This is a genomic window from Agarivorans sp. Z349TD_8 (assembly GCF_050870825.2).
Lineage (GTDB): Bacteria > Pseudomonadota > Gammaproteobacteria > Enterobacterales > Celerinatantimonadaceae > Agarivorans.
The window spans coordinates 1,151,081-1,175,834 of sequence record NZ_CP194037.2 but is presented as its reverse complement, the minus strand read 5'-3'; the positions used below and the strand labels follow the sequence as shown (position 1 = coordinate 1,175,834).

At 46.5% G+C, this 24,754-nt stretch carries 23 protein-coding genes; 8 read left to right on the top strand and 15 right to left on the bottom strand.

The genetic code is table 11. From position 1 onward, the window contains the following. Positions 1–109 precede the first annotated feature (109 nt). Complete coding sequence (locus ACRRS1_RS05240; RefSeq protein ID WP_432454199.1) at positions 110–589, top strand: GNAT family N-acetyltransferase; 480 nt, start codon at positions 110–112, stop codon at positions 587–589. 116 nt (positions 590–705) lie between these two features. Here ACRRS1_RS05240 and ACRRS1_RS05235 read toward each other — a convergent pair whose 3' ends face one another. Further along, positions 706–1,548 carry a methylated-DNA--[protein]-cysteine S-methyltransferase gene (locus ACRRS1_RS05235; protein WP_432454200.1) on the bottom strand — a complete coding sequence of 281 codons (843 nt, stop codon included), beginning with the start codon at positions 1,546–1,548 and terminating at the stop codon, positions 706–708. A gap of 158 nt (positions 1,549–1,706) precedes the next feature. Between ACRRS1_RS05235 and ACRRS1_RS05230 the strand changes: the two genes are divergently transcribed. After that, positions 1,707–2,180: a DUF1203 domain-containing protein gene (locus ACRRS1_RS05230; RefSeq protein ID WP_432458826.1), complete on the top strand. Its 474-nt coding sequence runs from the start codon at positions 1,707–1,709 to the stop codon at positions 2,178–2,180. A gap of 207 nt (positions 2,181–2,387) precedes the next feature. Here the strand turns inward: ACRRS1_RS05230 and ACRRS1_RS05225 are convergent, their stop codons facing one another. After that, positions 2,388–3,287: a LysR substrate-binding domain-containing protein gene (locus ACRRS1_RS05225; RefSeq protein ID WP_432458825.1), complete on the bottom strand. Its 900-nt coding sequence runs from the start codon at positions 3,285–3,287 to the stop codon at positions 2,388–2,390. Between the two features lie 148 nt (positions 3,288–3,435). On the opposite strand from ACRRS1_RS05225, the gene ACRRS1_RS05220 reads away from it, so the two are divergent. From ACRRS1_RS05220 to yjjX, 3 genes are all read left to right on the top strand, one after another. Further along, positions 3,436–4,224, top strand: coding sequence for an isocitrate lyase/PEP mutase family protein (locus ACRRS1_RS05220; RefSeq protein WP_432458824.1), 789 nt, complete (start codon positions 3,436–3,438; stop codon positions 4,222–4,224). 30 nt (positions 4,225–4,254) lie between these two features. Then, positions 4,255–4,767 (top strand): methylated-DNA--[protein]-cysteine S-methyltransferase, encoded by a 513-nt coding sequence (locus ACRRS1_RS05215; RefSeq protein WP_432458823.1) that lies wholly within the window; start codon positions 4,255–4,257, stop codon positions 4,765–4,767. A 527-nt stretch (positions 4,768–5,294) separates the two neighbouring features. Further along, complete coding sequence (gene yjjX, locus ACRRS1_RS05210) at positions 5,295–5,840, top strand: inosine/xanthosine triphosphatase (RefSeq protein ID WP_432468252.1); 546 nt, start codon at positions 5,295–5,297, stop codon at positions 5,838–5,840. Between the two features lie 64 nt (positions 5,841–5,904). On the opposite strand, the gene ACRRS1_RS05205 is transcribed toward yjjX, so the two are convergent. Next, positions 5,905–6,699: a PEP-CTERM sorting domain-containing protein gene (locus ACRRS1_RS05205; protein WP_432458821.1), complete on the bottom strand. Its 795-nt coding sequence runs from the start codon at positions 6,697–6,699 to the stop codon at positions 5,905–5,907. A gap of 524 nt (positions 6,700–7,223) precedes the next feature. On the opposite strand from ACRRS1_RS05205, the gene rnr reads away from it, so the two are divergent. Further along, a complete protein-coding gene (gene rnr / locus ACRRS1_RS05200) occupies positions 7,224–9,566 on the top strand; it encodes a ribonuclease R (RefSeq protein ID WP_432468253.1) in 2,343 nt (780 codons plus the stop codon). 227 nt (positions 9,567–9,793) lie between these two features. On the opposite strand, the gene ACRRS1_RS05195 is transcribed toward rnr, so the two are convergent. The 11 genes from ACRRS1_RS05195 to ACRRS1_RS05145 all read right to left on the bottom strand — a co-directional run bounded on the left by ACRRS1_RS05195 (position 9,794) and on the right by ACRRS1_RS05145 (position 20,883). Further along, positions 9,794–10,111 carry a YciI family protein gene (locus ACRRS1_RS05195; RefSeq protein ID WP_432454208.1) on the bottom strand — a complete coding sequence of 106 codons (318 nt, stop codon included), beginning with the start codon at positions 10,109–10,111 and terminating at the stop codon, positions 9,794–9,796. Positions 10,112–10,539: 428 nt separating this feature from the next. Then, positions 10,540–10,932: a UPF0158 family protein gene (locus ACRRS1_RS05190; protein ID WP_432458818.1), complete on the bottom strand. Its 393-nt coding sequence runs from the start codon at positions 10,930–10,932 to the stop codon at positions 10,540–10,542. 314 nt (positions 10,933–11,246) lie between these two features. Then, positions 11,247–12,476, bottom strand: a complete 1,230-nt coding sequence (locus ACRRS1_RS05185; RefSeq protein WP_432467308.1) for an ISL3 family transposase — start codon at positions 12,474–12,476, stop codon at positions 11,247–11,249. 108 nt (positions 12,477–12,584) lie between these two features. Beyond that, complete coding sequence (locus ACRRS1_RS05180) at positions 12,585–14,093, bottom strand: amidase (RefSeq protein ID WP_432468254.1); 1,509 nt, start codon at positions 14,091–14,093, stop codon at positions 12,585–12,587. Then, positions 14,029–14,844 carry an ATP-binding cassette domain-containing protein gene (locus ACRRS1_RS05175; protein WP_432458816.1) on the bottom strand — a complete coding sequence of 272 codons (816 nt, stop codon included), beginning with the start codon at positions 14,842–14,844 and terminating at the stop codon, positions 14,029–14,031. Before ACRRS1_RS05175 ends, ACRRS1_RS05180 begins: the two co-directional genes overlap by 65 nt. Beyond that, a complete protein-coding gene (locus ACRRS1_RS05170; protein ID WP_432458815.1) occupies positions 14,841–15,668 on the bottom strand; it encodes an ATP-binding cassette domain-containing protein in 828 nt (275 codons plus the stop codon). The genes ACRRS1_RS05175 and ACRRS1_RS05170 overlap by 4 nt, the downstream gene beginning before the upstream one ends. Beyond that, positions 15,665–16,483 (bottom strand): ABC transporter permease, encoded by an 819-nt coding sequence (locus tag ACRRS1_RS05165; protein ID WP_432454215.1) that lies wholly within the window; start codon positions 16,481–16,483, stop codon positions 15,665–15,667. Before ACRRS1_RS05165 ends, ACRRS1_RS05170 begins: the two co-directional genes overlap by 4 nt. Further along, positions 16,480–17,424, bottom strand: coding sequence for an ABC transporter permease (locus tag ACRRS1_RS05160; RefSeq protein WP_432454216.1), 945 nt, complete (start codon positions 17,422–17,424; stop codon positions 16,480–16,482). The genes ACRRS1_RS05165 and ACRRS1_RS05160 overlap by 4 nt, the downstream gene beginning before the upstream one ends. A gap of 65 nt (positions 17,425–17,489) precedes the next feature. Further along, positions 17,490–18,983 (bottom strand): ABC transporter substrate-binding protein, encoded by a 1,494-nt coding sequence (locus tag ACRRS1_RS05155; protein WP_432458814.1) that lies wholly within the window; start codon positions 18,981–18,983, stop codon positions 17,490–17,492. A 296-nt stretch (positions 18,984–19,279) separates the two neighbouring features. Beyond that, positions 19,280–20,203, bottom strand: a complete 924-nt coding sequence (locus ACRRS1_RS05150; RefSeq protein WP_432458813.1) for a LysR family transcriptional regulator — start codon at positions 20,201–20,203, stop codon at positions 19,280–19,282. Positions 20,204–20,691: 488 nt separating this feature from the next. After that, positions 20,692–20,883 (bottom strand): hypothetical protein, encoded by a 192-nt coding sequence (locus ACRRS1_RS05145; RefSeq protein ID WP_432458812.1) that lies wholly within the window; start codon positions 20,881–20,883, stop codon positions 20,692–20,694. 321 nt (positions 20,884–21,204) lie between these two features. Here ACRRS1_RS05145 and ACRRS1_RS05140 point away from each other — a divergent pair, with 321 nt between their 5' ends. Both ACRRS1_RS05140 and mgrA read left to right on the top strand, forming a co-directional pair. Continuing rightward, positions 21,205–22,740, top strand: coding sequence for a phospholipase effector Tle1 domain-containing protein (locus tag ACRRS1_RS05140; RefSeq protein ID WP_432461079.1), 1,536 nt, complete (start codon positions 21,205–21,207; stop codon positions 22,738–22,740). 97 nt (positions 22,741–22,837) lie between these two features. Beyond that, a complete protein-coding gene (mgrA, locus tag ACRRS1_RS05135; RefSeq protein ID WP_432454220.1) occupies positions 22,838–23,863 on the top strand; it encodes an L-glyceraldehyde 3-phosphate reductase in 1,026 nt (341 codons plus the stop codon). A 214-nt stretch (positions 23,864–24,077) separates the two neighbouring features. Here the strand turns inward: mgrA and ribB are convergent, their stop codons facing one another. Then, positions 24,078–24,731 carry a 3,4-dihydroxy-2-butanone-4-phosphate synthase gene (gene ribB / locus ACRRS1_RS05130; protein ID WP_432461078.1) on the bottom strand — a complete coding sequence of 218 codons (654 nt, stop codon included), beginning with the start codon at positions 24,729–24,731 and terminating at the stop codon, positions 24,078–24,080. Between the last annotated feature and the right edge of the window lie 23 nt (positions 24,732–24,754).

Here is a 24,754-nt window from a genome sequence, read left to right as displayed (position 1 = left end):
GTGGGCTTTCAGCGCATTTATCCTTACTCATTCAGGCGAATTTTCCGCTAACGCTCAACGTAGCCCCATAACTTGGCCTAGTGTGCCCCAATCAAGAGTTTACAATCGTATGAAAATTTCATTAAAACCGATGAATGATGAGTCATTCTCGAAGTATCAAAATATAATGATCCCTGCTTATGCAAATGAAAATGTTCAATCTGGCCGTTGGGATAAATCAGGAGCATTAGAGAGGTCTAAAAACGAGTGTTTTAATCTTTTACCCGAGGGATTAAAGAGCAAAAATAATTACTTATTTGATGTGATAGAAAACACAAGTGGTGATCATGCTGGCTATATTTGGGTTAAAGTTGAAGATCAAGCGAGTAGCAAATCTGCTTTTATATATGACGTTGGTATATATGAAAATTATCGTAGAAAAGGTTACGCAAAATCTGCACTTCATTTAATTGAAAAAGTCGTCGCAGAGCAGGGAGTCACGAGCATAGGGCTGCATGTTTTTAATCAAAACACTGGTGCCCAATATTTATACAATAGCATCGGTTATCAAATGGTTAGTCACAACATGCGTAAAATCATCAAGCCATAATTGGGTTGCCAAAGGGAGCTAGCCCCCTAAATGCGGATCAGAAATAAAAGGGGTCACTGTCTGAGCGGCTAGAATAATCAACAATTTTATATTTAAAAGCAATCACTTAAATAAAATCATCTTTTACGATCAGCTTCCATAGAGAGTAGTTTTGCTTTGCGCTGTCCCCCCCAACGATAGCCTCCGAGCTGACCATCTCCGCGTAGTACTCGGTGACAGGGGATCAATATTGCAATATTGTTAGCACCACAGGCGTTAGCCACCGCACGAAACGATTTTGGTGCATTGATACCTTCCGCGACTTGTTTATACGATACCTGTTGTCCGTCTTCGACACTCATTAAAAATTTCCAGACGCTTATTTGAAATGCGGTACCGCGCAGGTGTAGCGGTAAGTCGGGCTTTGGTCCTTTGCCGGCAAGGTGACTCTCCAGGGCTTCAATCCACAAGTCCAACTCATGAGACATATCTTCAGGGCTTGCTACCAGCTGCGCATTGGGAAACTCACGGTGCAGTGTTTGTAGAAGATGCGTTGCGTCGTCGGCTAAGTGCACAAAGCATACGCCTCGCTCGGTGGCGGCCATCATTAACTGACCGAAGACGGTGGTCCTTAAGGCAAATGAGATGGTGAGGTTTTTGCCCCCGTCACGATAAGCAGAAGGTGTCATACCTAGCTTTCGGTTGACTTGCTCATAGACTCGGCTGGTTGAACCAAAACCCGCTTCAAATATCGCATCGCTGATACCGCCCCCTTTTTTAAGTGATTGCTTTAATCGATTGATGCGGATGGCATTCTGAAAAATCTTGGGCGACACGCCAAACATGGCCTTGAACTTACGTTGTAAGTAGCAAGGACTAATCGCTGCTTGCCTAGCCAATTCTTCAAGATTAAGCGCTTCGTCGGCATCGGTTTCGATTCTCTGAGCAACCTGCACTATACGTGCATCTGTATCGGCCATGATTCTATATCCAAGGGAGCTGTTTGCCCTCATCATATCCCATGGTCTATTTCGCAGCCATCCGATTCTTGCGCTTTCAAGTGCGCAAGAATCGGAGCGTATAACTTAATTTTTCCTCGTAAGCTGTTCATCAATACATTGATTACAAGGAATAATTTATGGCGCTTATTACACCAATACGTCCCGACTTTTTATTGAAAGCACGAAATGCAGGGCTCGACGATCAAAACCAAGCGGTCGTATTTAAAATTGCTGAAGGCGGTGAGCCATGTCGCGATATTTTACGCAGGGCCCGTGCTGGGGAAAAAATTATTCTTGCTAGTTATTGTCCGTTCGGCGCTCCCGGTCCCTACAAAGAATATGGGCCAATTTTTATTCGTGCTCAAGCAAGCGATGAACAACCAGATCTGACTCAACTCCCATTGCCAAGCGGCAAAGATACCGACTACTTGGGGCAAAACTTTGTACTAAGAGCCTACAATCGCGGCGAAGAAATTGTAGATGCCGAACTGGTTAGCCCAAGTAACGCTCAGCTCGTGCTGGATAATTTTTTATCCAATCCTGTTGTCGAGTTTGTACTGCTAAGATTTGCGGCATATGGATGCTACGCCCTTAGAATTGAACGAGATTGACAGTACCAAGAGAAACCTAGCATCAAAAGTAAGTCATCGATAGCATCGAAATATGGAACCTAGATTTGAGCCCCATCTTAAAAAAGCTTTATGATGGGAGCTTGATAATTTTGAAAGTTTTATGGCCTATAGATGTATGACAAAAAAAGCCAAAGCCTCATAAATTGAGGGTACCTGGGTAGCCATTAAGCCCCAGCCCCAACTGGTTTAATTGCTGGCTGGCATCTCGGTTGCTAACCACGCCATAAATACTTTTAAACGAGCTAATTTGGAAGAGTGCGGGTCATAGACCATATAACGCTTCACGGGGTAAGGATGAGCAAGTTTAAAAGGAATCACTAGCTCGCCAGAATCAAGCTGACGCTGGCATAAATAAGGCACTGCTAGCGTAACACCATGACCATTTACAACTGCGTTTAACGCCATATCGGTGCTTGTTACCTTGGTCCATTGCTTATGCTGTTCATACTCAGTAATACCGATGTGATTAAACCAGCTTTTCCAATCATAAGCGCCGGGGCTTTCCAAAGTGACAAGCCAAGTAGAAAGCAGATCGATAGGAGAGTTTAACGGCAGTTTTTTCGCTAATTGTGCAGAACATATTGGATATACGTCTGTTTGCCCCAAATAATCACACGCAAGACTATCTGGCGTATATTCAGCGACTTTACTGCCAAAACGTATAGCCAAGTCAATATGTGCTTGTTTCAAGTCTTCAAAATGAGGAGAAGACACAACGCGAATTTGTATATCTGGATACTGCTCAGAAAAACACTGCAATCGTGGCATAAGCCACAGCGAAGTAAAGGCTTGGGTTGAGCTAATCGTAAGTTCACCAGCGATGACTTCTTGGCGAACTTGGCTTAAACCTTGATTGATAATCCCGAGTGCTTTTTGAGTATGTTCGAATAATAACTGTCCTTGTTGACTTAACACCATCTGTCTGCGTTTACGGATAAACATGCGCCCGCCTAGCGCCTGCTCCAGTTGTCGCATTTGTTGGCTAACAGCCGCTTGAGAAATACACAGCTCAGTCGAAGCTAAACTATAGCTTTTATGTCTGGCTGCACATTCAAATGTAACTAACAGATTGATATTTTTAAACAAAATAGATAAACCCAGGGTTAACTGCAGCAGATATTATAAGCATGACTTATATTACAAGTCGATTCATATCATTGGTACACATTCTCATTTTTCTAAATAATCACTACAACAGCATCACGATAGCGACCACCAATAGAGGATATGTAAGATGCAAGAATTTAAACTTCTGCACCAACAAGCGCAGCCACTTTTCATCGCAAATGTGTGGGATGCAATCAGCGCAAAATGTGCACAAAATGCAGGGTATCAAGCTTTGGGAACGTCCAGTGCCGCAATCGCTGGCCTGCTGGGCTACGAAGATGGTGAAGAAATTCCTTTTAAAGAATTACGATACATTGTCTCGCGTATTAAAGCAGCGAGTTGTCTTCCGTTAACAGTGGATATTGAAGCGGGATTTAGCCGAGATCCTAAAATCATTGTCGACAATATTCAGCAATTGCTTGAGCTTGGTGTTGTCGGTATCAATATTGAAGACAGTCGAGTCGGCGCAGACAGAACCTTGGTTGATACCAGTGAATTTACCAAGCTACTCGCTGCTATTTGTTATCAATTACAGCAACGTGAGATAGATGTATTTATTAATGTACGATGTGATGTCTTTTTACTGGGCGTAGATAATGCCGTTGCAGAAGCAGTTAAACGGATAACATCTTATCAAAGGACTGGGATTCATGGACTATTCTTTCCTTGCCTGAGCCAAATTGATGATATCAAAACAATCGTCAAAGCTGCGTCACTCCCGATCAATGTAATGACAATACCTGAATTACCTGACTTCGAGATATTAGCAAGTTTAGGAGTGAAACGTATCAGCATGGGTAACTTTGCCCATCAAGCTATGCATAAAAGGCTACAACACCAATTACTTGAGATAACAGAAACAGGAAACTGGCAGTCTTTATTTTCTCAAGAAAAACAGCTGTCGATGGGACTTTAGCTATACCATTTTGTTTAAGGGGCAGACACCGTGCAACAGATCAATATTCAGTATTTTAAACATCCTTATGCGGAGTTTCTTCTCGGTTCGTATCAAGGTCAGCTTTGTTTGTGCGACTTTCGATATCGCAAAATGAGAGCGTCTGTTGATAAACGCATTCAGCGTGGTCTGAATGCATCATTTACAGAACAAAACGACGATATTTTGGAATCGACCAAGACTCAGCTTGAACAATACTTTCTTGGTGAACGTCGCGTTTTTGATATTCCCCTATTGCTGGTAGGTACAGATTTTCAAAAGTCGGTATGGGGCGCATTAGAAAAGGTGGAATACGGTCACACTGCCACTTATCAAGATTTAGCTCGTTCAATTGGAAATGAAGCGGCAGTGAGAGCTGTCGGTAATGCAAATGGCGCAAATAGTTTAGCGATTATCATTCCTTGTCACCGTATTATTGGTTCTCAAGGTACGCTGGTAGGTTATGCTGGCGGATTGTCATTAAAAAAACGTCTTTTATCGTTAGAGCAAAATCTCTTCATTTAGCTTAAAACGCTACGAATAACAAAGCCTCTGTTTACATAAAAAGCAGCCGGCTTGCTTGATCCCCCGCCACCGTAGTGTCCTTGCCATTCGCTAGTCGCCAGCGTTTAATCATCAAAGTTTTATTAAACGGTGACCTTCCTACAGAGAACTTTCAAATAAAGGGGGCAGATACATTTCATCTGTTTGAGCGGGATGTTTACGCCCCGCTGCTCTGCGACCGCGAATACCTTGATACCCTTCGCCCGGTGATCATTTCCATTTCCTGTTTATAGATATAAGCCCTTTTATTCTAAATTGCTCACCACCGAACGAAGCAGGAAAAGATCATGAAGCCACTTAAATTTCTTGCCGTATTTTCTACTTCCGTTTTATACCAGCCTTAAAACCTGTTGCTCGATCCCCCAAGCAGTGGTCTCGCCAATACGGTTTCCATCGTATCAAGCCGCGATCTCATCACCAAACAGTCATTCCACAGCCGAAGCAAGCTGTGTTAGCATCGCCCTATAGATCCAAACAAGGAATAATCAATGGCGAATGAAACACTTAAAGTGATTGTAGGCTCACTTAATCCGGTAAAGATTGCCGCGGTTAAAGAGGCCTTGGCGCTTTATTACCCGGAGCCGCAGATTGATTGCCAGGGCATGCATGCCCCTTCTCTGGTTGCAGAACAGCCCATGACCAGCCAAGAAACTCGCGATGGAGCAGTGAACCGCCTTCGCTATTGTCAGCAACAACAAGATGCTGATTTTTATGCAGCCATCGAGGGCGGTGTCGATTTGTTTGAAGATGGTCCAGCTACCTTTGCTTATGCGGTGATTGCCGATCGACAACAGATGTCGGTCGGACGTGGGGCCAATATGCCCTTGCCTGTGTCGGTTTATCAAGCTCTTGCTCAAGGTGACGAACTCGGCCCCTTGATGGACAAGCTTTTTAATACCACCAACATTAAGCAAAAAGGGGGGGCTATTGGCCTGCTCACCAACGGATTAGCGACCCGCCAAGGTAATTATACTCACGCGCTGATCCTCGCCTTAGTGACCTTTGCTCATCGTGAATTATTTAGCAACGAATAAAGTGAAGCTGCCTACCCTCGCGCTAACAGAGTGAATGACGGTAGGCAACCACTTAGGCGTTTAGCTAGCTTTTTGCTGGACGCCGAGTAAAGCCAAGGCCGATGAGGCCCGCCGCCATTAACCAAGCACTGGTAGGCTCGGGTACCGTGCTGGCAGGTTTGAAGTCGACTAAGTACATCATATCGTCATAATCATCATCGCCTAATACGCCAGCTGATTGAAACTCATAGGGAAGGTCTTCCCAACCAATCAAAAAAGCATTGCTAAAACTATATTCCAGCACTTGGCCTCCAATTTCTAAGAACTTAGTGATGCCGTTAAGCTCCGGCAGGGCAAAGGTCATCATATGATCCCAACCGCCATTAAGCTGATTTTCTGAATAGTAAGTGGTTTGGTTATAGGGCCCACCTTGCTCTAAATACCACGCAAACTCGCCAACCAGATCAAACGCTGCACCGCTAAAAGGATTGAGTGAAGAGCCATCACCAGTAAAAGCAAACTGAGGATCGGAAGGCAATAAGGCGAGCTTATCTTGGCCTTTTCCCTTGTCGGTATAAACCCCCAGAGTATTGTAGTTCCCTGCCGTTAAGCCGATTAAGGCAATGTTATGCTTCCCCTGACCAATAAACACTTGATCATCGGCAACAAAGCGTGCGTCGAGGTCGGCATTACTAGTATAAGAGGTACCCAGCAATACATTTGCGGCATCAAATAGATCTGGCACACCATCGTTATGATCGTTCGCGGTGGGGATCCCATTGGCCTGACCATTATAGTGGTCATTTAGCACATGATCGGTAAATGGCATCGCCTGAGCACCAAAGTGCAGCAGCGACAAGCTGATTAATATTTTTTTCATAAAATTCCCGGATGTATTCTTTATATTTTTTATTGAACTGTTAGCGCTGGTGACAATAACGTCACTAATTTTTAAGTGCCACAAGCAAGTGTTCGATTTGTGAACACAGGCTGGCTTGAGATTTGAAAGCCGCAAAGCGAAACAATAGGTTGACAATTTTCTACAAGTGTATAGAGTGGCAAACATTAGAAAATCAGTCTATTTTTTGAACTCTGCTTTGGTTGCCTTCATTTAACCTTCGTTCCGTCGTTTTAAATCCCAGCTTGTTTTTCCAATTGAGAGCATCGACTCTGCAACATGGTTTGTCACCAAAACGTCATACAAACCACTTATAAGTCAATGCGCAACCACTCTTGCTCGCCAGCCTAATTTTACTCGGCGTAACAGCCGCAAGAGACCATTTGAGCGACTCGCAACGCGAGCGCATTTAGCCTAACAACCTTGAGAGTTATATCTGAACTGCATCAATAGAACATTTCATCTAGTGCAAGGTTATTGGCCCCGAATTAAAGAGAGCAATAACGATGAGTCAAGACTCAAACTCAGCAACTAGCAAATCAGCGCAGCAATATGCGAATCCTATCCCTGATCGCGACGCGATCATCGCCCTACTCGACCAACACGGTGAAGCCCTCACTCGCGAAAAAATCGCCAGTGCATTAGGGCTCAGTACCGAGGATGACTTAGAAGCACTGCGCCGTCGCTTAATCGCGATGAGCCGTGATGGCCAGCTTCACAGTGATCGTCGCCGAGCCTATTGGCCAGTGGACGATAGCGAACTCGTCACCGGTACAGTGATTGGTCATAGAGAAGGCTTTGGCTTTCTAAAATGCCCTGGGCGCGACACTGATTTTGTGCTGCATAGTAGCCAAATGGCCAAGGTATTTGATGGCGATGTGGTGCAAGCTTTACCCAATGGCTTTAATAACCGAGGTCGCGAAGAAGCTCGTATCATCAAGATCCTCGAGCAAAATACGCACCGCATTATCGGCTGTTTAAAATCGCAAGATGGCCAACACTATATTGAACCAGAAAATCAGCGGATCACTCATCGTATTGAAGTGCCTGTCGCTCAACTCGCCGGTGCGAAGCTGGGTCAATATGTGATGGCCGAGCTTATTAGCTATCCCTACAAGCGTAATAACGCCATGGCAAAAATTACCGAAGTAATCGGTGACCCTATGGCACCCGGTATGGAAATTAACGTGGCGATCCGTAGCCATGAGATCCCGCATATCTGGCCACAAGCGGCGCTAGAGCAAGCAAAAAAAATGGCCAGTGAAGTGAGTGAACAAGATAAGCGCCACCGTGTCGATCTACGTACCACCCCCTTTGTAACCATTGATGGGGAAGACGCCAAAGACTTTGATGACGCCGTATTTTGCGAACCCGCTGCCAAAGGTAGCTGGCGTTTATTAGTGGCCATTGCCGATGTATCGCATTACATCCACCCAAACAGCCCCTTAGACGAAGAAGCACAAAAACGCGGCACCTCGGTGTATTTTCCGGGGCATGTGGTTCCGATGTTGCCAGAAGCCATCTCCAACGGTCTGTGCTCATTAAATCCGCATGTGGATCGCCTCGTCATGGTCTGTGAGATGAATATTGACGCCACTGGCCAACTAGCTAACTATCAATTTTTTGAAGCGGTGATTCACTCTCACGCTCGGCTCACTTATAGCCAAGTGGCTTGTATCTTAGAACGCAGTGACAGCCGCAAAGGTATCCGTTTAAGCGAGCACTATCGTGCGGTACTGCCACAGCTACACGACTTACACAGCTTGTACGCAGTGCTACGTGAGGCTCGAAATGAGCGCGGTGCCATTGACTTTGAAACCCAGGAAACCAGCTTCAAATTTGATCAACAACGAAAAATAGAACAGATCGTACCGGTGGTTCGCAACGACGCTCACAAAATAATTGAAGAATGTATGCTGTGCGCCAACGTCGCCACTGCTCGCTTCTTAGAGCAACTCAAACTGCCAGCCTTATACCGGGTTCACCAAGGCCCTAAAGAGAAGAAGCTCACCAGCTTGCGGGCTTTTCTTGGCGAACAAGGATTACAATTGGGCGGTGGCGAAGCCCCCACTCCTGCAGATTATAATCGCTTACTAAGCAGCACCAGTGAGCGCGCCGATGCGCAAGTGATCCAAACCATTCTGCTACGCTCAATGAGTCAGGCAATATATAGCCCCGAAAACCAAGGTCACTTTGGCCTAAACTTTGACGCCTATGCGCACTTTACGTCGCCCATTCGTCGCTATCCCGACCTATTGGTCCACCGTGCGATCCGCTCGGTGATCCGAGCCAAAGAGAGCGGCGGTTTACTACGCCGCGCCTTAAAAAGCATGAGTGGTAAAGGCTTAGATCCCGTTCGCCGTATTGCTGGCGCACCTAGTTCGGCACCAAAGGTCAACTATCCCTATCAAACGGAGCAAATGTTGATCTTAGCCGAGCATTGCTCGCAAGTCGCTCGTCGTGCCGATGCCGCCAGCTGGGACGTAGATGCCTGGTTAAAATGCGAATATATGCAAGACCGTGTGGGCGAATGCTTTACCGGTATGATCAGTGGCCTGAACAACTTTGGTTTATATATCGAGCTGCAAGACAGCGGTGTCGAAGGTGCGCTGCATGTTTCTGCGCTACAAGGTGATTTCTATCATTTTGATGCCGCTAAACAGCGTTTAACCGGAGAGAATAGCCGTAAAAGCTATGCCATCGGCCAACAAATCCAAGTGAAAATAGCTCGAGTCGACATGGAGCAACGTAAGATTGAACTGGTGCTTGCCGAACAACAAGGCCAAAGTAACAAGCGTAAGTCGAAGGCCAAATCGAAGGCAAAAACCAAATCGATAAAAGCCGCCTAAGGCGCTGCTTTTCTGCATATTTTGGGGTTACGCTGATCACTAAATTAAGCGTTCCCCCAGTCCTCTGACGCGAGTCATTATCGCGTTTAGCCGTGGGCGCATGGCACCGGAATCTTGCACCTCACTGAAAAAAGTATTCAAATGCAGTCGAGATACGCATTTGAAAACCAGAATTTAATGATTAAATTTTGACTTGAGAGCTTAAGCCAAACAATCATACAAGCGCATTAATTTCGTTTTTCTTCTGTCTGTGGATGACTCGTAAGCCAATTGTTATCCGCATTTGCTTCAATCAATTCCTTAATTTCGACCGTTTTATAATACCCGTAATGTACAAATGGATCTTGATTTACAAGCGCCGTTGCCTCTTCAATGTTCTGCACCATTAAAATTTGAATGGCTGAATCATTGTCGGTAAAAGGTCCGCATAAATGAAGCTTGCCTGATGCATCAAGTTGCTGTAAATGCTTGATATGTGCAAGTAACAATTGCTCACTAAAAAGGTCTTTATTTTTATCTGAAAGAAACGCCACAAATTTACGCAATTGTTATTCTCCGACCTGTGGTTAAAAATTGAGGTATTGCCAGCCCTTATCAGCGAAATAGTTTGCCTCGCCAATCCATCCACTCTAGACACTTGTATGAAGCATCGCTGCGAATTGGAATATGAGCCAGTGTATTATTTTAAAACTATCCCCATCAACCCAAAACAAAAAGAGCAACACCGATGCTGGTTCAGAGACTGTCGTATAAATATAAATTAATTCTGTAGTTACATTTACAGTATGGAAATGATTCATCGTTGTCGATTCGAAATTGTAATTTTATTCAGAACCGTACAATGGGTTTTCCCATTGATTTAACGAGTCAGCGGGTGAATCGCCAGTAAAAAATAACACCCAGTATCTAAAATCATCCCCTAATCCCACGTATTAGCTAATTTTGGGGCCATGATACTGCATTAGAAAAACTACTAGCCGATAATTTCAATATCTTGCGCGGCGCACCATTCCCGCAAGGCTAATTCAGTATGCTCTGCTTCAAATTGATACCATGCTTCAATTTTTTCGGCGTGTTCCAGCAACGCTTTGAACCTTGAATAGGCGCCTTTATGTCGAAAAATCGAACGGATATGGTCATACTCTGACGGCAAATATTGCTGCACAAAGTCAAAAACCAGCTCGGAACCTAAAGCTAGGTCATTTTTATCAGGAATCGCTAGATATTTCTCATCATCAATATCATCGGGCAACGCCTCTTCGTTATCGCCAAATTCAGAGTGAAAATAGCTTTTACCAGATACTTTGCAAATATATCCTTGATGTTCGAATGGCGAGCCAAAGTTGACCAACTCAAACAAATCCAAGATATCACTGAACTTAATCGCCATTCTGTTCACCTCCTGTTTTCTATTGAGCAGCTAAGGCCTTTACGAGGATAACATAGCTTTTATCGCGAAACAGAGGGTGCTGCGCAAAAATCATACAAGAAGTATCCAACCACGTTTGCAGAAACTGGCTTTAGCGACGCTTATCCTTGTTTCTCTGTGCGAAGCGCGTCAAAACCTGAGCAAATGCTATGCGCTGACTAAAAGTGGTCCACTTAGGAATATCACCATTTCAAGCCACAACACCATTCCCGCCCCTTATTCTGGGAACAGTACTGTGGATACGAGGCTCTTCACCGTTCTTGGTGGAAAGTCATATCAAGCCCTCCAAAGTGAAATAAAATAGCTCGCTTAAAGCGTTCTTTATTTCTAAAACCCATCGAACGTATTTTTAGGCGCTGAATGTTTCCATTTATCGCTTCCGCTAAGCCATTTGATACCTTATAACGCATCGCATTGATGATGCCCTTTAAGTGCGTTTTCACGGTTTCTGCTGCTGTCATCATCGGCCTGATTTGACTGACCTTTATGAGTGCTAACCAATCATTCCAAGCCGCTTTGGCGTTAGCTGCATCGCCATACCAAATGGCTCTTGCTTGCTCTTTAAATATCCAGCTCAAGCCTGTGTTTTGCATCATTTTGGCCAGCGCACTCACTCTTTCTCTCAATGTCCCATGTAGGTGGCTGTTTCGTTTTAACCATCCATACCGTGTTTGGTGGCACTCTCTTTTTAAATGCTGGGGCAACGCCATGAGTTCGCTTTTTCTCACTTCATTAACCGCTTTAGTGAGGACCTTTGCGATATGAAAATGGTCTATGGCTATCATTTGCTTAGCCCGCTCACCGAAGTAGTCATATGCTGCGTTTATATATGCTCTGCTCATGTCCATCGATATGGAACGTGTAACCATTGTTGACTCAGGGGGCAATGCCTTAAAGCAAGCAGATAAGCTCAGGCCTGTTCGACCGTCTTCAACCGATATCACCTGACCATCACGATTGGATAATACCGTGACATAGTCATGGCCTTTCTTAAATGCCGTTTCATCGACCAACAGGTCTTGGTAGTTGATGGTGGTTCTGGCTGTCAGACCACGTTGAACGGCCCGAGTCATCATCCGGTCAATGGCTCCCCAGCTAAGCCGATAGGTTTTACTCACCGCGTATAATGAACTGACTTTAAGCATCTCTATAACGCGAGCCTCAAACAGCTCTGTGTAGCGGCTCTTACTCGTGGCCCAAGGCACTTGAAGTGTTTGTACCCCATGCTCGGGGCAATCAGCCCTAGGTACTTCAGCCTCAATACGTGTTTCAAACTGACAGGTATCTAAATGTCGCCAAACCCGCCGCCGAGTATCGTGTCGACGAACAGCCTTACCGCAAGAGGGGCAAGCCGTTAATGAACCTCGGTCATAGTCAACGCGTACGGTGATGGTTTGGGTTGACTCATTGAGTTCAACAGATGAAACAGCCCAAGGATGAGTTAATCCAAGAATAGATTGATAAAGCGTCGTGTCTTGCATGGTCGCGAGGTATTCATGAACGTTTACTTATTATCTCGCTCATTAATGTTTGTTGAAAGTGTTTCCACTACATTCGGTGAAGAGCCGGATACGATCGAAAGTGTTTGATTAGAGCTCAGGCCAATTACTTATTGGCCCACGCCAATTTTCGTAAGCCTTCGCCAATGCAATTACTGTTAGGTCTTCAAACCGTGGGGCCACAATCTGTAAGCCAATCGGCATCCCACTGTTAGAGAAACCACAATTGATCGAGGCGGCGGGTTGCTCTCCCATATTCCATGGCACGGTAAACGCGATATGCTCAAACGGTTGCTGAGGATCGTTGGTTGGTGACGCCCATTCTGCCGGATAAGAAACATTGGGATTCACCGGAGAAAGCACTGCGTCAACTTCGGTGAAGACCTCCGCACAGCGGTCTCGCATTGCCAAAGTAGCATCGAAGCCTTTCACTACATCCAGCGGACTGGCGTCTCCCCCCGTTTTTGCCCATTCATAAATATAAGGAAGTATCGATTGGCGCTTCTCATTGCTCAGTTCTAGCATGCTTCCCCAGAAACGGCTGCGCCAAAATACGTCTAAGCCATCTAGCCATTCCCTTTTTAGAACCGGATCTATTTCAACGATTTCGGCCCCCTCGCTGGCAAATCGTTGAGCCGCTTCAAGCACTGCGGCTTTCACTTCTGGCTCCGCTTCAATGCCGCAACCCGCATCTAAGAGCAAACCGATTTTCATCCCGCGAACATCTGCAGGCGGAACATTCCAATCCAAGGCTTCGAACTTAAGCGAAGTGGCATCTCGCCAATCTGGTTTTGCTAAAGTTGGCATGACCATCACCGCATCATCAACTGTTTTGGTCATTGGGCCTGCTGAACGCCCCGTATAATAGGGATAAATTGGAATTCGCCCAAGGCTTGGCTTAAAGCCAAACAGTCCGGTCCAGCCAGCAGGAAGGCGGACTGAACCACCGATATCGGTCCCAATATGCAATGGCCCGAAACCTGCTGCTCCCGCCGATGCGGCCCCGGCCGAAGAGCCTCCTGGGTTTTGAGTTAAGTCCCACGGATTACGGCTCAAATGGTGAAAGGTTGACAAACCAGACGATAACATGCCGTAGTCCGGGCAAGTGGTCTTGGCAAAGATGATCGCACCGTCTTCTTTTAGACGTGCAGCGATTGGGGCGTCTTCGCTTGCTGGGGCTTTATCTGATGCTGCCGTCCCCATCGGGATTGGATCGCCTTGGGTGGCAATCAACTCTTTCACGGTAACAGGTACGCCGTCGAGCGGACCAAGCGTTTCCCCCTTAAGCCAACGCAGAGTCGACGCTTCCGCCTGTTGCATGGCTTGTTCAGGCTTGTAAGCATAAAGTGCGCAAACCTGTGGCTCTATTTTTTCAACCCGCTCAATCAGCCAGCGCATATATTCGGAAGGCGTGGTATCGCCATTGGCATAAGCCTGCAAGAGGGCGCGGGTGTTTAACTTTGAAAAATCGATCATCTTACGAAATCCATCTAATATTAATAGCTTAAGTCGAAAGGTCTTGGCTGCTAAGCGCTCAGAGAGCCATTGGATCTTGCCGACACTTTTTTCGACCAATCTGTTTAAGCGTGGGTTCGGCATACAGCAGTCGTTTGGTATACGCTTCACGAGGATTATCGAGGACCTGCCGAACCGGGCCGATCTCGACCAACTGGCCGGATTGCATTACAACAACGCTATCGCAAATTTCATCAACAACGCCGATATTGTGAGTAATAAACAGCACCGATATACCGTGCTTATCGCGCATGCTCACAAGCAACTTTAGGATCTGAGCTTGCACCGTCAGATCGAGGGCAGAAGTAGCTTCGTCTGCGACGATTAACTTAGGCTTGGTGATCAGTGCCCGCGCAATGGCGATGCGTTGTCGTTGACCACCAGAAAACTCATGTGGATATTTGTCCATGTCGTCAGCGCTTAGACCCACCTCTTCAAGCAGCGCTGCGATACGCGCCCTAAGCGCGTTACCTTTTGGGGCGTTTTCTTCTAGATGAAGAGGTTCAGCGATGATCCGAGCTATTTTATGCCGCGGGTCCAAGGACCCATAAGGATCCTGAAATATCATTTGAAAATCGGCTCGCAGGCGGCGTAACTTGGCTGAGGTAAGCGCAAAAATATCTTGGTCTTCAAACAGCACATTGCCATCGCTAGGCTTATCCAAGGCCATCACGATACGAGCAAGGGTTGACTTGCCTGAGCCACTTTCACCAACCACCCCAAGTATTTGTCCCTTTTCAAGTGATAGCGATACATTGTTAAGTGCTTTCACGCTAGTATCAGCAAGCTTGAACTCACGTGTCAGGCCAATAATTTCAAGAATTTTTTTGCTCATGCCTTACCTTCTGAATTTGGCGTGGTGATTTCAAGCCCCATTCGCACCCGTTGTGGCAAGGCAGAGAGAAGCTTAACGGTATACTCATGGCTCGGCTCTCGTAACACCCGTTCAGTTTCCCCTTGCTCCATTTCATTGCCGCGATACATCACCAACGTTCGGTCGGCGATACGAGCAATCACCCCAAGATCATGAGAAATCAAGATCAAGGCAATCCCCAACTCACTCACTAGATCGTCAAGAATGTCCAAGATCTCAGCCTGCACGGTGACATCGAGGGCGGTTGTTGGTTCGTCTGCAATCAACAGATCCGGTTTAAGTGCGAGCGCAATCGCAATCCCAACACGCTGGCGCTGCCCGCCAGACATTTCGTGAGGATAACAATGCATTTTCCGCTTAGCATCGGGGATCCGCACCATCTCCAGTAGGCGAAGCGCTTCCGCACTTGCTTCTCTACGACTGAGATGACGGTGCAACCTTAGGCCTTCGGCAATCTGACTTCCTACTTTCATCGCAGGGTTGAGCGCGGTCATTGGTTCCTGAAAAATCATTCCAATTCGAGAACCACGCAATGCACACAGCTGCCGCTCGGTCATCCTTAAAATATCTTCGCCCTTGAAAAGGATCTCGCCAGAAGCCTTTGCAGTCTTAGGAAGCAGGCCAATTGTGGCCAACGACAATACTGATTTTCCGGAGCCGCTCTCTCCAACAATTCCCAGCGTTTCACCTTTGTTGAGCGACAGATTGATGCCATGCACTACTTCATTTTCTTGGCCATCGCCATTTTGAAAGCTCACCCGAAGGTCTTTAATATCGAGCATCATGTTGATTGCCCCCTTCTCGGATCCGTAAGATCGCGTAGCCCGTCACCCAACAAATTAAGACCCAGTACCGCGGTACAAATCGCCAAACCAGGCACCAACACCAGATGAGGGGCGATAGAAAGATAAGTCTGCGCATCTGCCAACATGCGTCCCCAACTCGGCGTGGGAGGCGCGATGCCGAGGCCAAGAAATGACAAGCCAGCCTCGGTCAAAATGCCAAGGCCCGTTTGAATTGCCACTTGAACAATAATTTGCGCCGCAATATTCGGAATCACGTGTTCAATGGTGATCCCGGTATTGGTTTTACCAGCCATACGCGCTGCAAGAATGTAGTCTCGAGCCCAGATTTGTAAGGCTGCACCACGGGTCACACGCGTAAACACCGGGATCATAAACAGTGCGATGGCAACAATCGTGGTGGTCGGTCCCCCACCAAGAATTGCTGCCAGCAAAATCGCAGAGAGAACAGGCGGAAAAGCAAATAACACATCATTCACGCGCATCACCAGCGATTCAAATCGGCCTCGTTTACAGGCCGCTGCCACACCAAGCACTGTGCCAATCAACCCGCCGATAGTAATCGCCGAAAAAGCGATCCCGAGAGACACCCAGGCTCCAGCCATAATCATCGACAGTTCGTCACGCCCAAAATGGTCAGCGCCGAGCAAACCACCCACTCCCGGTCCTTTCAAACGATTCATGATGTTGATCGCCGTAGGATCGAATGGTGTCCAAAATTGACTAAGGATGGCTGCAATCACAAGCACCGTGGTAATCGAGCCACCAATGATCAGCGACCAAGGAAGACGTTTCATCGGCGAGTCCTCAGTCTTGGGTCAAGTACGGTATACAAGGCATCAACAATAAAGTTAATAATCATCACAATGGCGGCAAAGAATAACACCACATTTTGAATTACAATCAGGTCACGTTGTGCCAGCGCTTGGTAAGCCAGCGTGCCCATCCCCGGTAGACTAAACACATTCTCTACGAGTACAGCTCCAGCGATTAAAACCGAGATTTGCATCCCCAACATGGTCACAATAGGGATCAGGGCATTGGGCATGATATGCCGCCAAAGCGCTTGGTTTGGCGTTGCGCCTTTGGCTCGAGCGGTGCGCACAAAATCCTCATTGGTCACCTCTATCACGGCAGCCCGAGTGACTCGTGTGAGTACCGCCGCCTGCGGAATTGCCAATGCAATGGAAGGGAGAATTAGCGCCTGAAGCGCAGCCCAAAAACCCGCCTCCCAGCCAGGAAAACCACCCGCGGGAAACCAACCAAAACTGAGTGAGATGCCAAGGATCAGTAATAGGCCGATCCAGAAATTGGGAACTGCTATGCCAATTTGCGAGAATAAGGAAGCGAAGATATCAACTATACCGTTGGGTTTTGCGGCAGCAATCACCCCCAAAGGCAGTGAAATCAGCACCGAAAGAAACACCGCCAGCCCAGTCAGCGGCAGTGTCACAGTGAGTCGCTCACCAATCAGCTGCGCCACCGATGTAGAATAAGTATAAGAGTTTCCCAAATCTCCATGTAATAAACCGACCAGCCAGTTTACATAGCGAACCAGAAATGATTGATCTAATCCCAACTGGCTTCGGAGTGCTTCTAATGTATCGGGCGCTGCAGACATACCGAGTATGATTTCAGCAGGATCCCCTGGCACAGCTTCCATCACTAAAAAAATGACAAAAGAGACCACCAGCAGGGTGACGATTAACCCTACCAGCGATTGCATAATATGGCGCATTGGCTCTCACCTTTGAATGTATGTTGCTCGCTGTTGACTGCGTTTACTTTTGGAACTCGGCACGCTTATTCGCGCCAGTAAGCAGCGCTAACATCGTTCGATGGAACTGGCTCATTGCGCCACATCCCTTGAAGATCTTTTTTCCATATACCGATCTTAGGTGCGGCGTAAAGGAACAACGCCGGCACGTCTTGGGCGAGAATTTGCTGGGCGCGCTGGTATCCCGCAATCCGTTCAGCTTCGCTTGTTGCATCAGAGATGGCCGCCATCACTCCATCAAACTCAGGATTTTGATAATTGAAGTAGTACGGATGGCGTGCATAAATCCCAATATCAAGAGGCTCTGCATGACCAATCACCGTCATATCGTAGTTGGTGTCTTTAAAAACATCCTGAACCCACTTCGCAGGAAACTCGGAGGTTTCGATATTCATGGTCACGCCTATCATAGAAAAGTAGGCCTGCATGATCTCAGCTGCGCGTTCAGCATAGGTTCGGGTCGGCATTTTCATGGTAAAACTGAAGCCATTCGGATAGCCCGCTTTGGCGAGTAGTTGCTTGGCCTTCACTGGATCATAGGGCCATACCCCCGTCAGATTTTCATAACCCGCATCGGACGGGGAAAAATGACTACCAATTGGCGTACCAAAACCTTCGTTGGTGGCATCAATAATGGCTTGACGATCCGTCGCCATCATCAGTGCCTGACGCACCCGAACATCATTAAATGGCTTTTTAGCACTGTTCATACCAGCAACCACTTCCATACTGGTGGTTCCGATAACGGTGCTAAAGGCTTGATTGCGTTTGAACTGACTCACCAACTCTGGTGCGTTAAATTCTGGGATCGCATCAATCCCACCGGAGTTAAGTGCCGCGGCTTGTGCCTGTGGATCGCTAATGAAACGAAAAGTGACTTTATCCAGTAGTGCTGCTTGGCCCCAATAATTGTTGTTTTTGACCAACGTCACCTGATTACCTTTCTTCCAATGAAGAAATTGAAACGGGCCCGTCCCAATTGGATGGGTAGCATTTGTTGCTTCACTTGAGGGCTCAACCATGACTGCAGCAGGAAAACCTAACCAATAAAGCAAATCTGCAGATGGTTTCGACAGTTTGAGAACCAAGGTATCCGCATTGGGCGCCTCAACACTTTTAATCGGCTTATAGAGCACTTTTTGTGGATTAACCGAATCATTGGCAAGTAGTCGATCAAGGGTATATTTCGCGGTCTCCGCATTGAACAATTTACCATTTTGGAAAGCGACTCCATCACGCATATCAAAGGTGTAAGTCAAACCATCATCAGAAATCTGCCAGCTTTCGGCAAGCTGAGGCTCAATGTTGCCGTTTTGGTCAATTGCAACCAAACCTTCAAAAAGGTTTTGCCAAACCACTTGTCCAATGGCCACTGGCGCAGCAACTGTCGGGTCAAGACCAGAAGGCTCTAAGCTCATGCCTAAAATAAGGTCACTGCGTGGCTGAGCAATCACACTGCCCGTCGCAAACAATCCAATGGCTGCTGTCGCAATCAAGAGAGAACGAAAATTACGTATCATAAAACGGAAACCTCTGATAGTGGTTTTAGAAACCCTTTCTGTTCGTTATGCCTTTACCTTGCCCGAGAACGTAGTGTAAATGCAATAAGATTTATTAGCGCACAGTGCAACTAAAACCGTTGCACTGTTTCTAAAGCTTAAGCAATTTTATCGCGGCTTGACCCGTTTAGTCGATGAAAGATCCTTCTAAACAAATCAGCAAGTTCGCTGGCTTGATGGCGAGCCGCGTCAGCCCTAAGTCAACAATTTTTCAGTGAATGCGTAACTCATATACTATACCTCTAGCCCCCACTCATTTAACGATTGGCTCGCTGCATCGATTGCGCTTGCTCTGGCAAAAATTCTTCTAGAAAATCGGCTAATTTAGCAGCGGCAAAGCTTGGCGCTGTCGTCATCGCTCGTCCAAGCTGCAGCGCGGTTACGATTTCGGATGCCTCAACAAAAGGGCGAACCACAAGCTCTGCGGCCTTAATTTCACGAATAACCGACATCGCAGGTAAAATCAGCACCGCTGCGCCGCGCAGGGCGAGTTCCTTTTGTAATTCAAGAGACGAGGTTGTAAACACCGCCTCCACTGGCACAAAACCAGCAGAACGTTGGCGCTGGTCAAAATTACGCCGGATCCCAAATGAGTGGTCTGGCATCGCAATCGGATGTTGGCGGATCAGCTCTAAGGAAATCTGCTTAAACTTAGCGAGCGGGTGATGAGCTGCCATTATCGCTTCATGGTGAATCGGCAGCTTAAAGCGCACATCCATTTTTGAGTCGGGAGAGGAGAACATCGTGACAGCCATATCGGTGTCACCATTAATCACCGCATTCTTGGCTTCTTGTGCCGATGAAACCGTCACCACAATCGATATCCCTGGATACAGCTTATAAAATTCCGACAACGCAGGAGCCAAGATGGCATTAATTGCTGCGCCGTTAATATGGATCGACACATGACCACGCTTAAGACCTCGCAGATCATCGATCACTTGGCGGGCATTATCGAGATCACGCATCATACTTTTAGAACGAGTCGCTAGCAGCTCCCCTGCTGCGGTTAACATAATACCTCGCGCACCTCGGGTCACTAAGGGCGCACCAAAATAGTGTTCCAAGTTTTCCAGCTGACGACTAATCGCGGTCGGAGAAACCCCTAAAGTTTCCGATGCCTGTCGAATCGAACGTGAACGAACCAGCTCATTGAAATAAGTAATAGCCTGAAGCTTCATATCATTCTCTGAAATGAGTTATGCGCTCATTCAATCGAAGTGGTTTGCCTCAGGCAAGTCTTTTTTACATGATGGGAAGTACATTCAATGCGTGCTCGCTTAGCCTATCCCAGCTAGAGCGTGCGCTTCAGAGCACAAATCACGATGCTTGAGCCACTATCGATTGGCGCAGGTTTCTGATCGACCCCGCTATCAAGGGGAATTGGAAAACTCAGTTTGGGGCTTAAAAATCGAGAAATACCCCTTAATACTTCACTAGATATCCCATTCCAATAACGCCAAGTATGCCCGCCTTTAGTGGTGTGGCAACTAAACCCGCCAAGATACGCCCCGCCACCTGAGTGCTGCCAGAGCAAGTAACACAGCCATAACTCCACTGCCACTGGTAGGCGCCGCTAATCTGCCGTTGCTAGACTAAGAATACCTCCTGTAAGCTCTATTGGCGGCATTGATTGACTGCGCTTGAATGCGGCCTCAAATACCATCGGCTAGCGTTCAGTTGCATTGTTGCTGGCTGACGGAAAGAGCGGCTTGATACGACGACCACTGCCATGACCGTCGGCAGCATCAGTGGAAGAAATCACTTGCCAAATCCCCGCATAATTAGCACAAATAGGTGCACGGTCTTGGGTCTGCTCAAGCATGCCCACAGTGCGGGTACAGGCTCTCAATAACGCCAACACAAGCATCGCTAAAAACACGCAAACAGATTGAATTTACCAACCTTTTAAGAATCATCCACACGGGTAAAACATCACTCTAAAGCAAACGCCTCTCGGCTTATTGATGCAAGAAACAATAAACCGTTGTAAGGCTATTCATTTGACGAAACTGATCCCCCTATTCTTGGCCCCTCAAAGCTAGATATCGAGCGGATGAGTGGGCCTGTATCCAACGGTATTTTCCCTCCTTCGGGCACCAAGCTTATCTTCACCTCGATTACTTTGCTGATTATTAATTAGCCAACTAGGGTTAGTAAAATAACCAAGGAGATAGCAACAATGGAAAACCTACTAATATTCAACTTTGATGGTACAGATAACGAACCTGCAGATGCAATGCAAGACAAGCGAGACAGTGGTGTTGTTGAAGATGACAGCATCACCAATATCCTCAAGCTACATTTACTACTTGGCGGCAATTTAAAAGATCACAATGGGAAAAGCGACTTAGGTAAGCACTGTGTCAGCTTTTATTACAAAGGCGTGGGAACCTATGGAAATTACTTTGAACGTAAATTTAATGCCGGCTTAGCCTTAGAAAATTCAGATGTAAAAACCATCTTAGCCTCTGCCAAGCAAGACTTTGCCAAACACTATCAGCTGCATCCCCCCGAACAAGTTCTAATTACTGGTTTCAGTCGCGGGGCTGCACTAGCACGACGTTTTGCCTCAATTATTTCACGTGATTATCCCAAGGCCAGTTTCAAGATCATCGAAGTGGTATTTGATACCGTCGCCTCCATTGGACTGCCCAACTTGAAAAAATCCGAACGCCCCAGCACTGACGTTGTTTTTGAATATGGTCATACTCTCCCAAACAAAGTTTGCCATGCACTGCATATGCTATCACTTGATGATAAACGGGCCGCTTTTCAACCGACCTTAATGAATATCGATAAACGAGTAACCGAAATATGGTTTGCAGGCGCCCATTCCGACGTAGGTGGTGGGTATAATTATGATGGCTTATCCGATACCAGTTTACGCTTTGCCATGGATTGGCTGGAGAACCTCGACGACTTAAACATTCAATTTAACAGCCCCTCCACCATCGATTACTTAAGTATTTTCCCCGATAACTCGCGCTTAAACATTAGTATCGATGACATGTTAATTGAACCCTATTGCTACGGGGTGAATCATCAACAACAACGCGGCGTTTTAGCAACACTTTTCACCGTTGATGACCGCTTGTGCTGCGCCTTAGAAAATGACCAAGTATCACCCAATATCAAACCGAAGGTTCACATTTCCGTCGCTTTACGTATCGCTGGGGATCGTAATTATCGCCCCAAATCGCTAAAAAATGTCTCACACCAAATCATGTATGACCCTTGGCGCACCGCACCAGAACCATCTCAAGGGACCGCCGTTCATGAACTCGGCTTATTAAACAACTATCAACTGGCCGAACAGCCCATCACAAGCAAAGTATTAGCGCATCGAAAATACAATCATACTGGGATCATCTTAGTGAAAGGCAAACAATATTTAATTGAGAATACCCATCAAGCACGTTGGAAAGACGGCAATTTGCAAGAGGTTGATGGTGAGGGCTGGGATCGCAGTGATGTGAAACTGGGTCTAGGCGAGCTTCCCATACAAATTAGTGAGGCATATCGGCGGGTGCCAGATGCCGATTGGTTTAGTTTATGCGCCACTATTGATGACAGTGATGAAGACGCCTTCTATGTGGGGAATCGGATCCAGTTCACGGCCACCAAGACTGGAGAGTTATGTTTATTTGCCAACGACTTAAATAGCTACTACGGCAACAATACTGGCCATCTGCGGGTTCAAGTGCAACGTCTATAAATCAAACAAATAATACGACCTTCGCGCGACTTAGGGCTCGCGCTTATCAATAATTTTATTTATAATACGATAGTACTTGCTGTTTGGAAATGACTCATTGATTACAACAACCCCTAATCCTATCTACGTGGCGAAGCCCGAACGCTACCATAAGATGCAATATCAGCGTTGTGGACAGAGTGGTGTACAACTTCCCCGACTTGCGCTTGGCTTATGGCAAAACTTTGGCTCAAGCGATCCACTGGCAAATGCTCGAAACCTATTGCGAACCGCCTTCGACTTAGGCATTAATCACTTTGATTTAGCTAATAACTATGGTCCTAGTTACGGGGCAGCAGAACAAACCTTCGGCAAAATCATGCAACAAGACTTGGCTGGCTACCGCGATGAACTATTTATTTCCAGTAAGGCTGGCTACGATATGTGGCCAGGCCCTTATGGCAGTGGCGGCTCGCGTAAATACTTAGTATCGAGCTGTGATCAAAGCCTAAAACGCACAGGATTAGATTATTTTGATGTGTTTTATCACCACCGACCGGATCCCGAGACTCCGCTAGAAGAGACCATGCAGGCTCTCGATTATTTAGTGCGCTCGGGTCGCGCCCTATATATCGGAATTTCCAACTATTCTGCCGAACAGACCGAACAAGCAGCGGCTATTTTAAAACAGCTCGGCACACCGCTGCTGATTCACCAACCACGTTACAATCTGTTTGACCGCTGGATAGAAGATGGCTTGTGCCATGTCTTAAAACAACAGGGTATTGGCAGCATTGTTTTCTCGCCACTGGCACAGGGGGTTTTAACGGATAAGTACTTAAATGGGATCCCTGAAAACTCACGAGCATCGCGCAACGAGATCATTCATCTAAAACAAAGCGATATTTCTGCAGAAAAAATAGCCAAAGTGGCAGCGTTAAATCAACTTGCGGAAGCTCGTCAACAAAGCCTTGCGCAAATGGCCATCGCCTGGACCCTGAGTAATGATGCAGTCACGACCTGCCTAATCGGGGCGAGTCGCACCGAACAACTCTACGATTCGGTGAAAGCCCTTGATAAGCTAGACTTTAGCACTGAAGAATTATCAAGCATTGAATATATACTGGCGGGGACTGCACTTTGAAAGAGAATTATGCTCTCAATATTAAATCCAGCTCAAGTCACATTATTGACAAATAAGCCATAAAATACCTTAATTCTGGACTGCATATATTTTTTATTTAGTTAGAATAAAATTAAAGTCATTTTACATAATTACAACAACAATAAGTACTAAACGCTTAAATCGATTAGGGGCCTCGGCCCCTTTTATTTGCGCTGTGGAAAGCTTTTGAAGCTTAACCGACCTGGCTTAATAAAGCTCTGCGATATTCAACGATATCCTCAATCGTCAATACAGGCATACCATGTTGCTGGGCAAACTGAACGATTTCAGGTAATCGCGCCATTGTGCCATCCGCTAGGGTGACTTCACACAAGACGCCCGCCGGTTTAAGCCCTGCTAAAATCATCAAATCGACCGTACCTTCGGTATGTCCTCGGCGAGTAAATACTCCGCCAGGTTGGGCTCTCAGTGGATATACATGACCAGGGCGAGCTAAATCACTCGGCTTGGCATCATCAGCAATCGCAGTTTGTATGGTGGTCAGTCGATCGACCGCAGACACTCCGGTCGTCACCCCTTGTTTTGCTTCGATGCTCACAGTAAAAGCGGTACCAAACTGGCTAGAGTTATCGCTCACCATGGGCGGTAAATCGAGAGCCTTGATTTTATCATCGTTTAAACACAAGCAGACGATGCCACTACATTCACGAATTAACATCGCCATTTGTGGCTGAGTTAACGACTCGGCGGAAAATATTAGGTCGCCTTCATTTTCACGGTCTTCATCATCGACCACCAGTACGCCTTGGCCTTTGCGAAGCGCGTCAAGCGCAGCATCAACACGTTGATTAGAATTGCCATATTGGGCAAGTAAAGACTGATTCATGGTTAAAATCCTTTAATAACAAC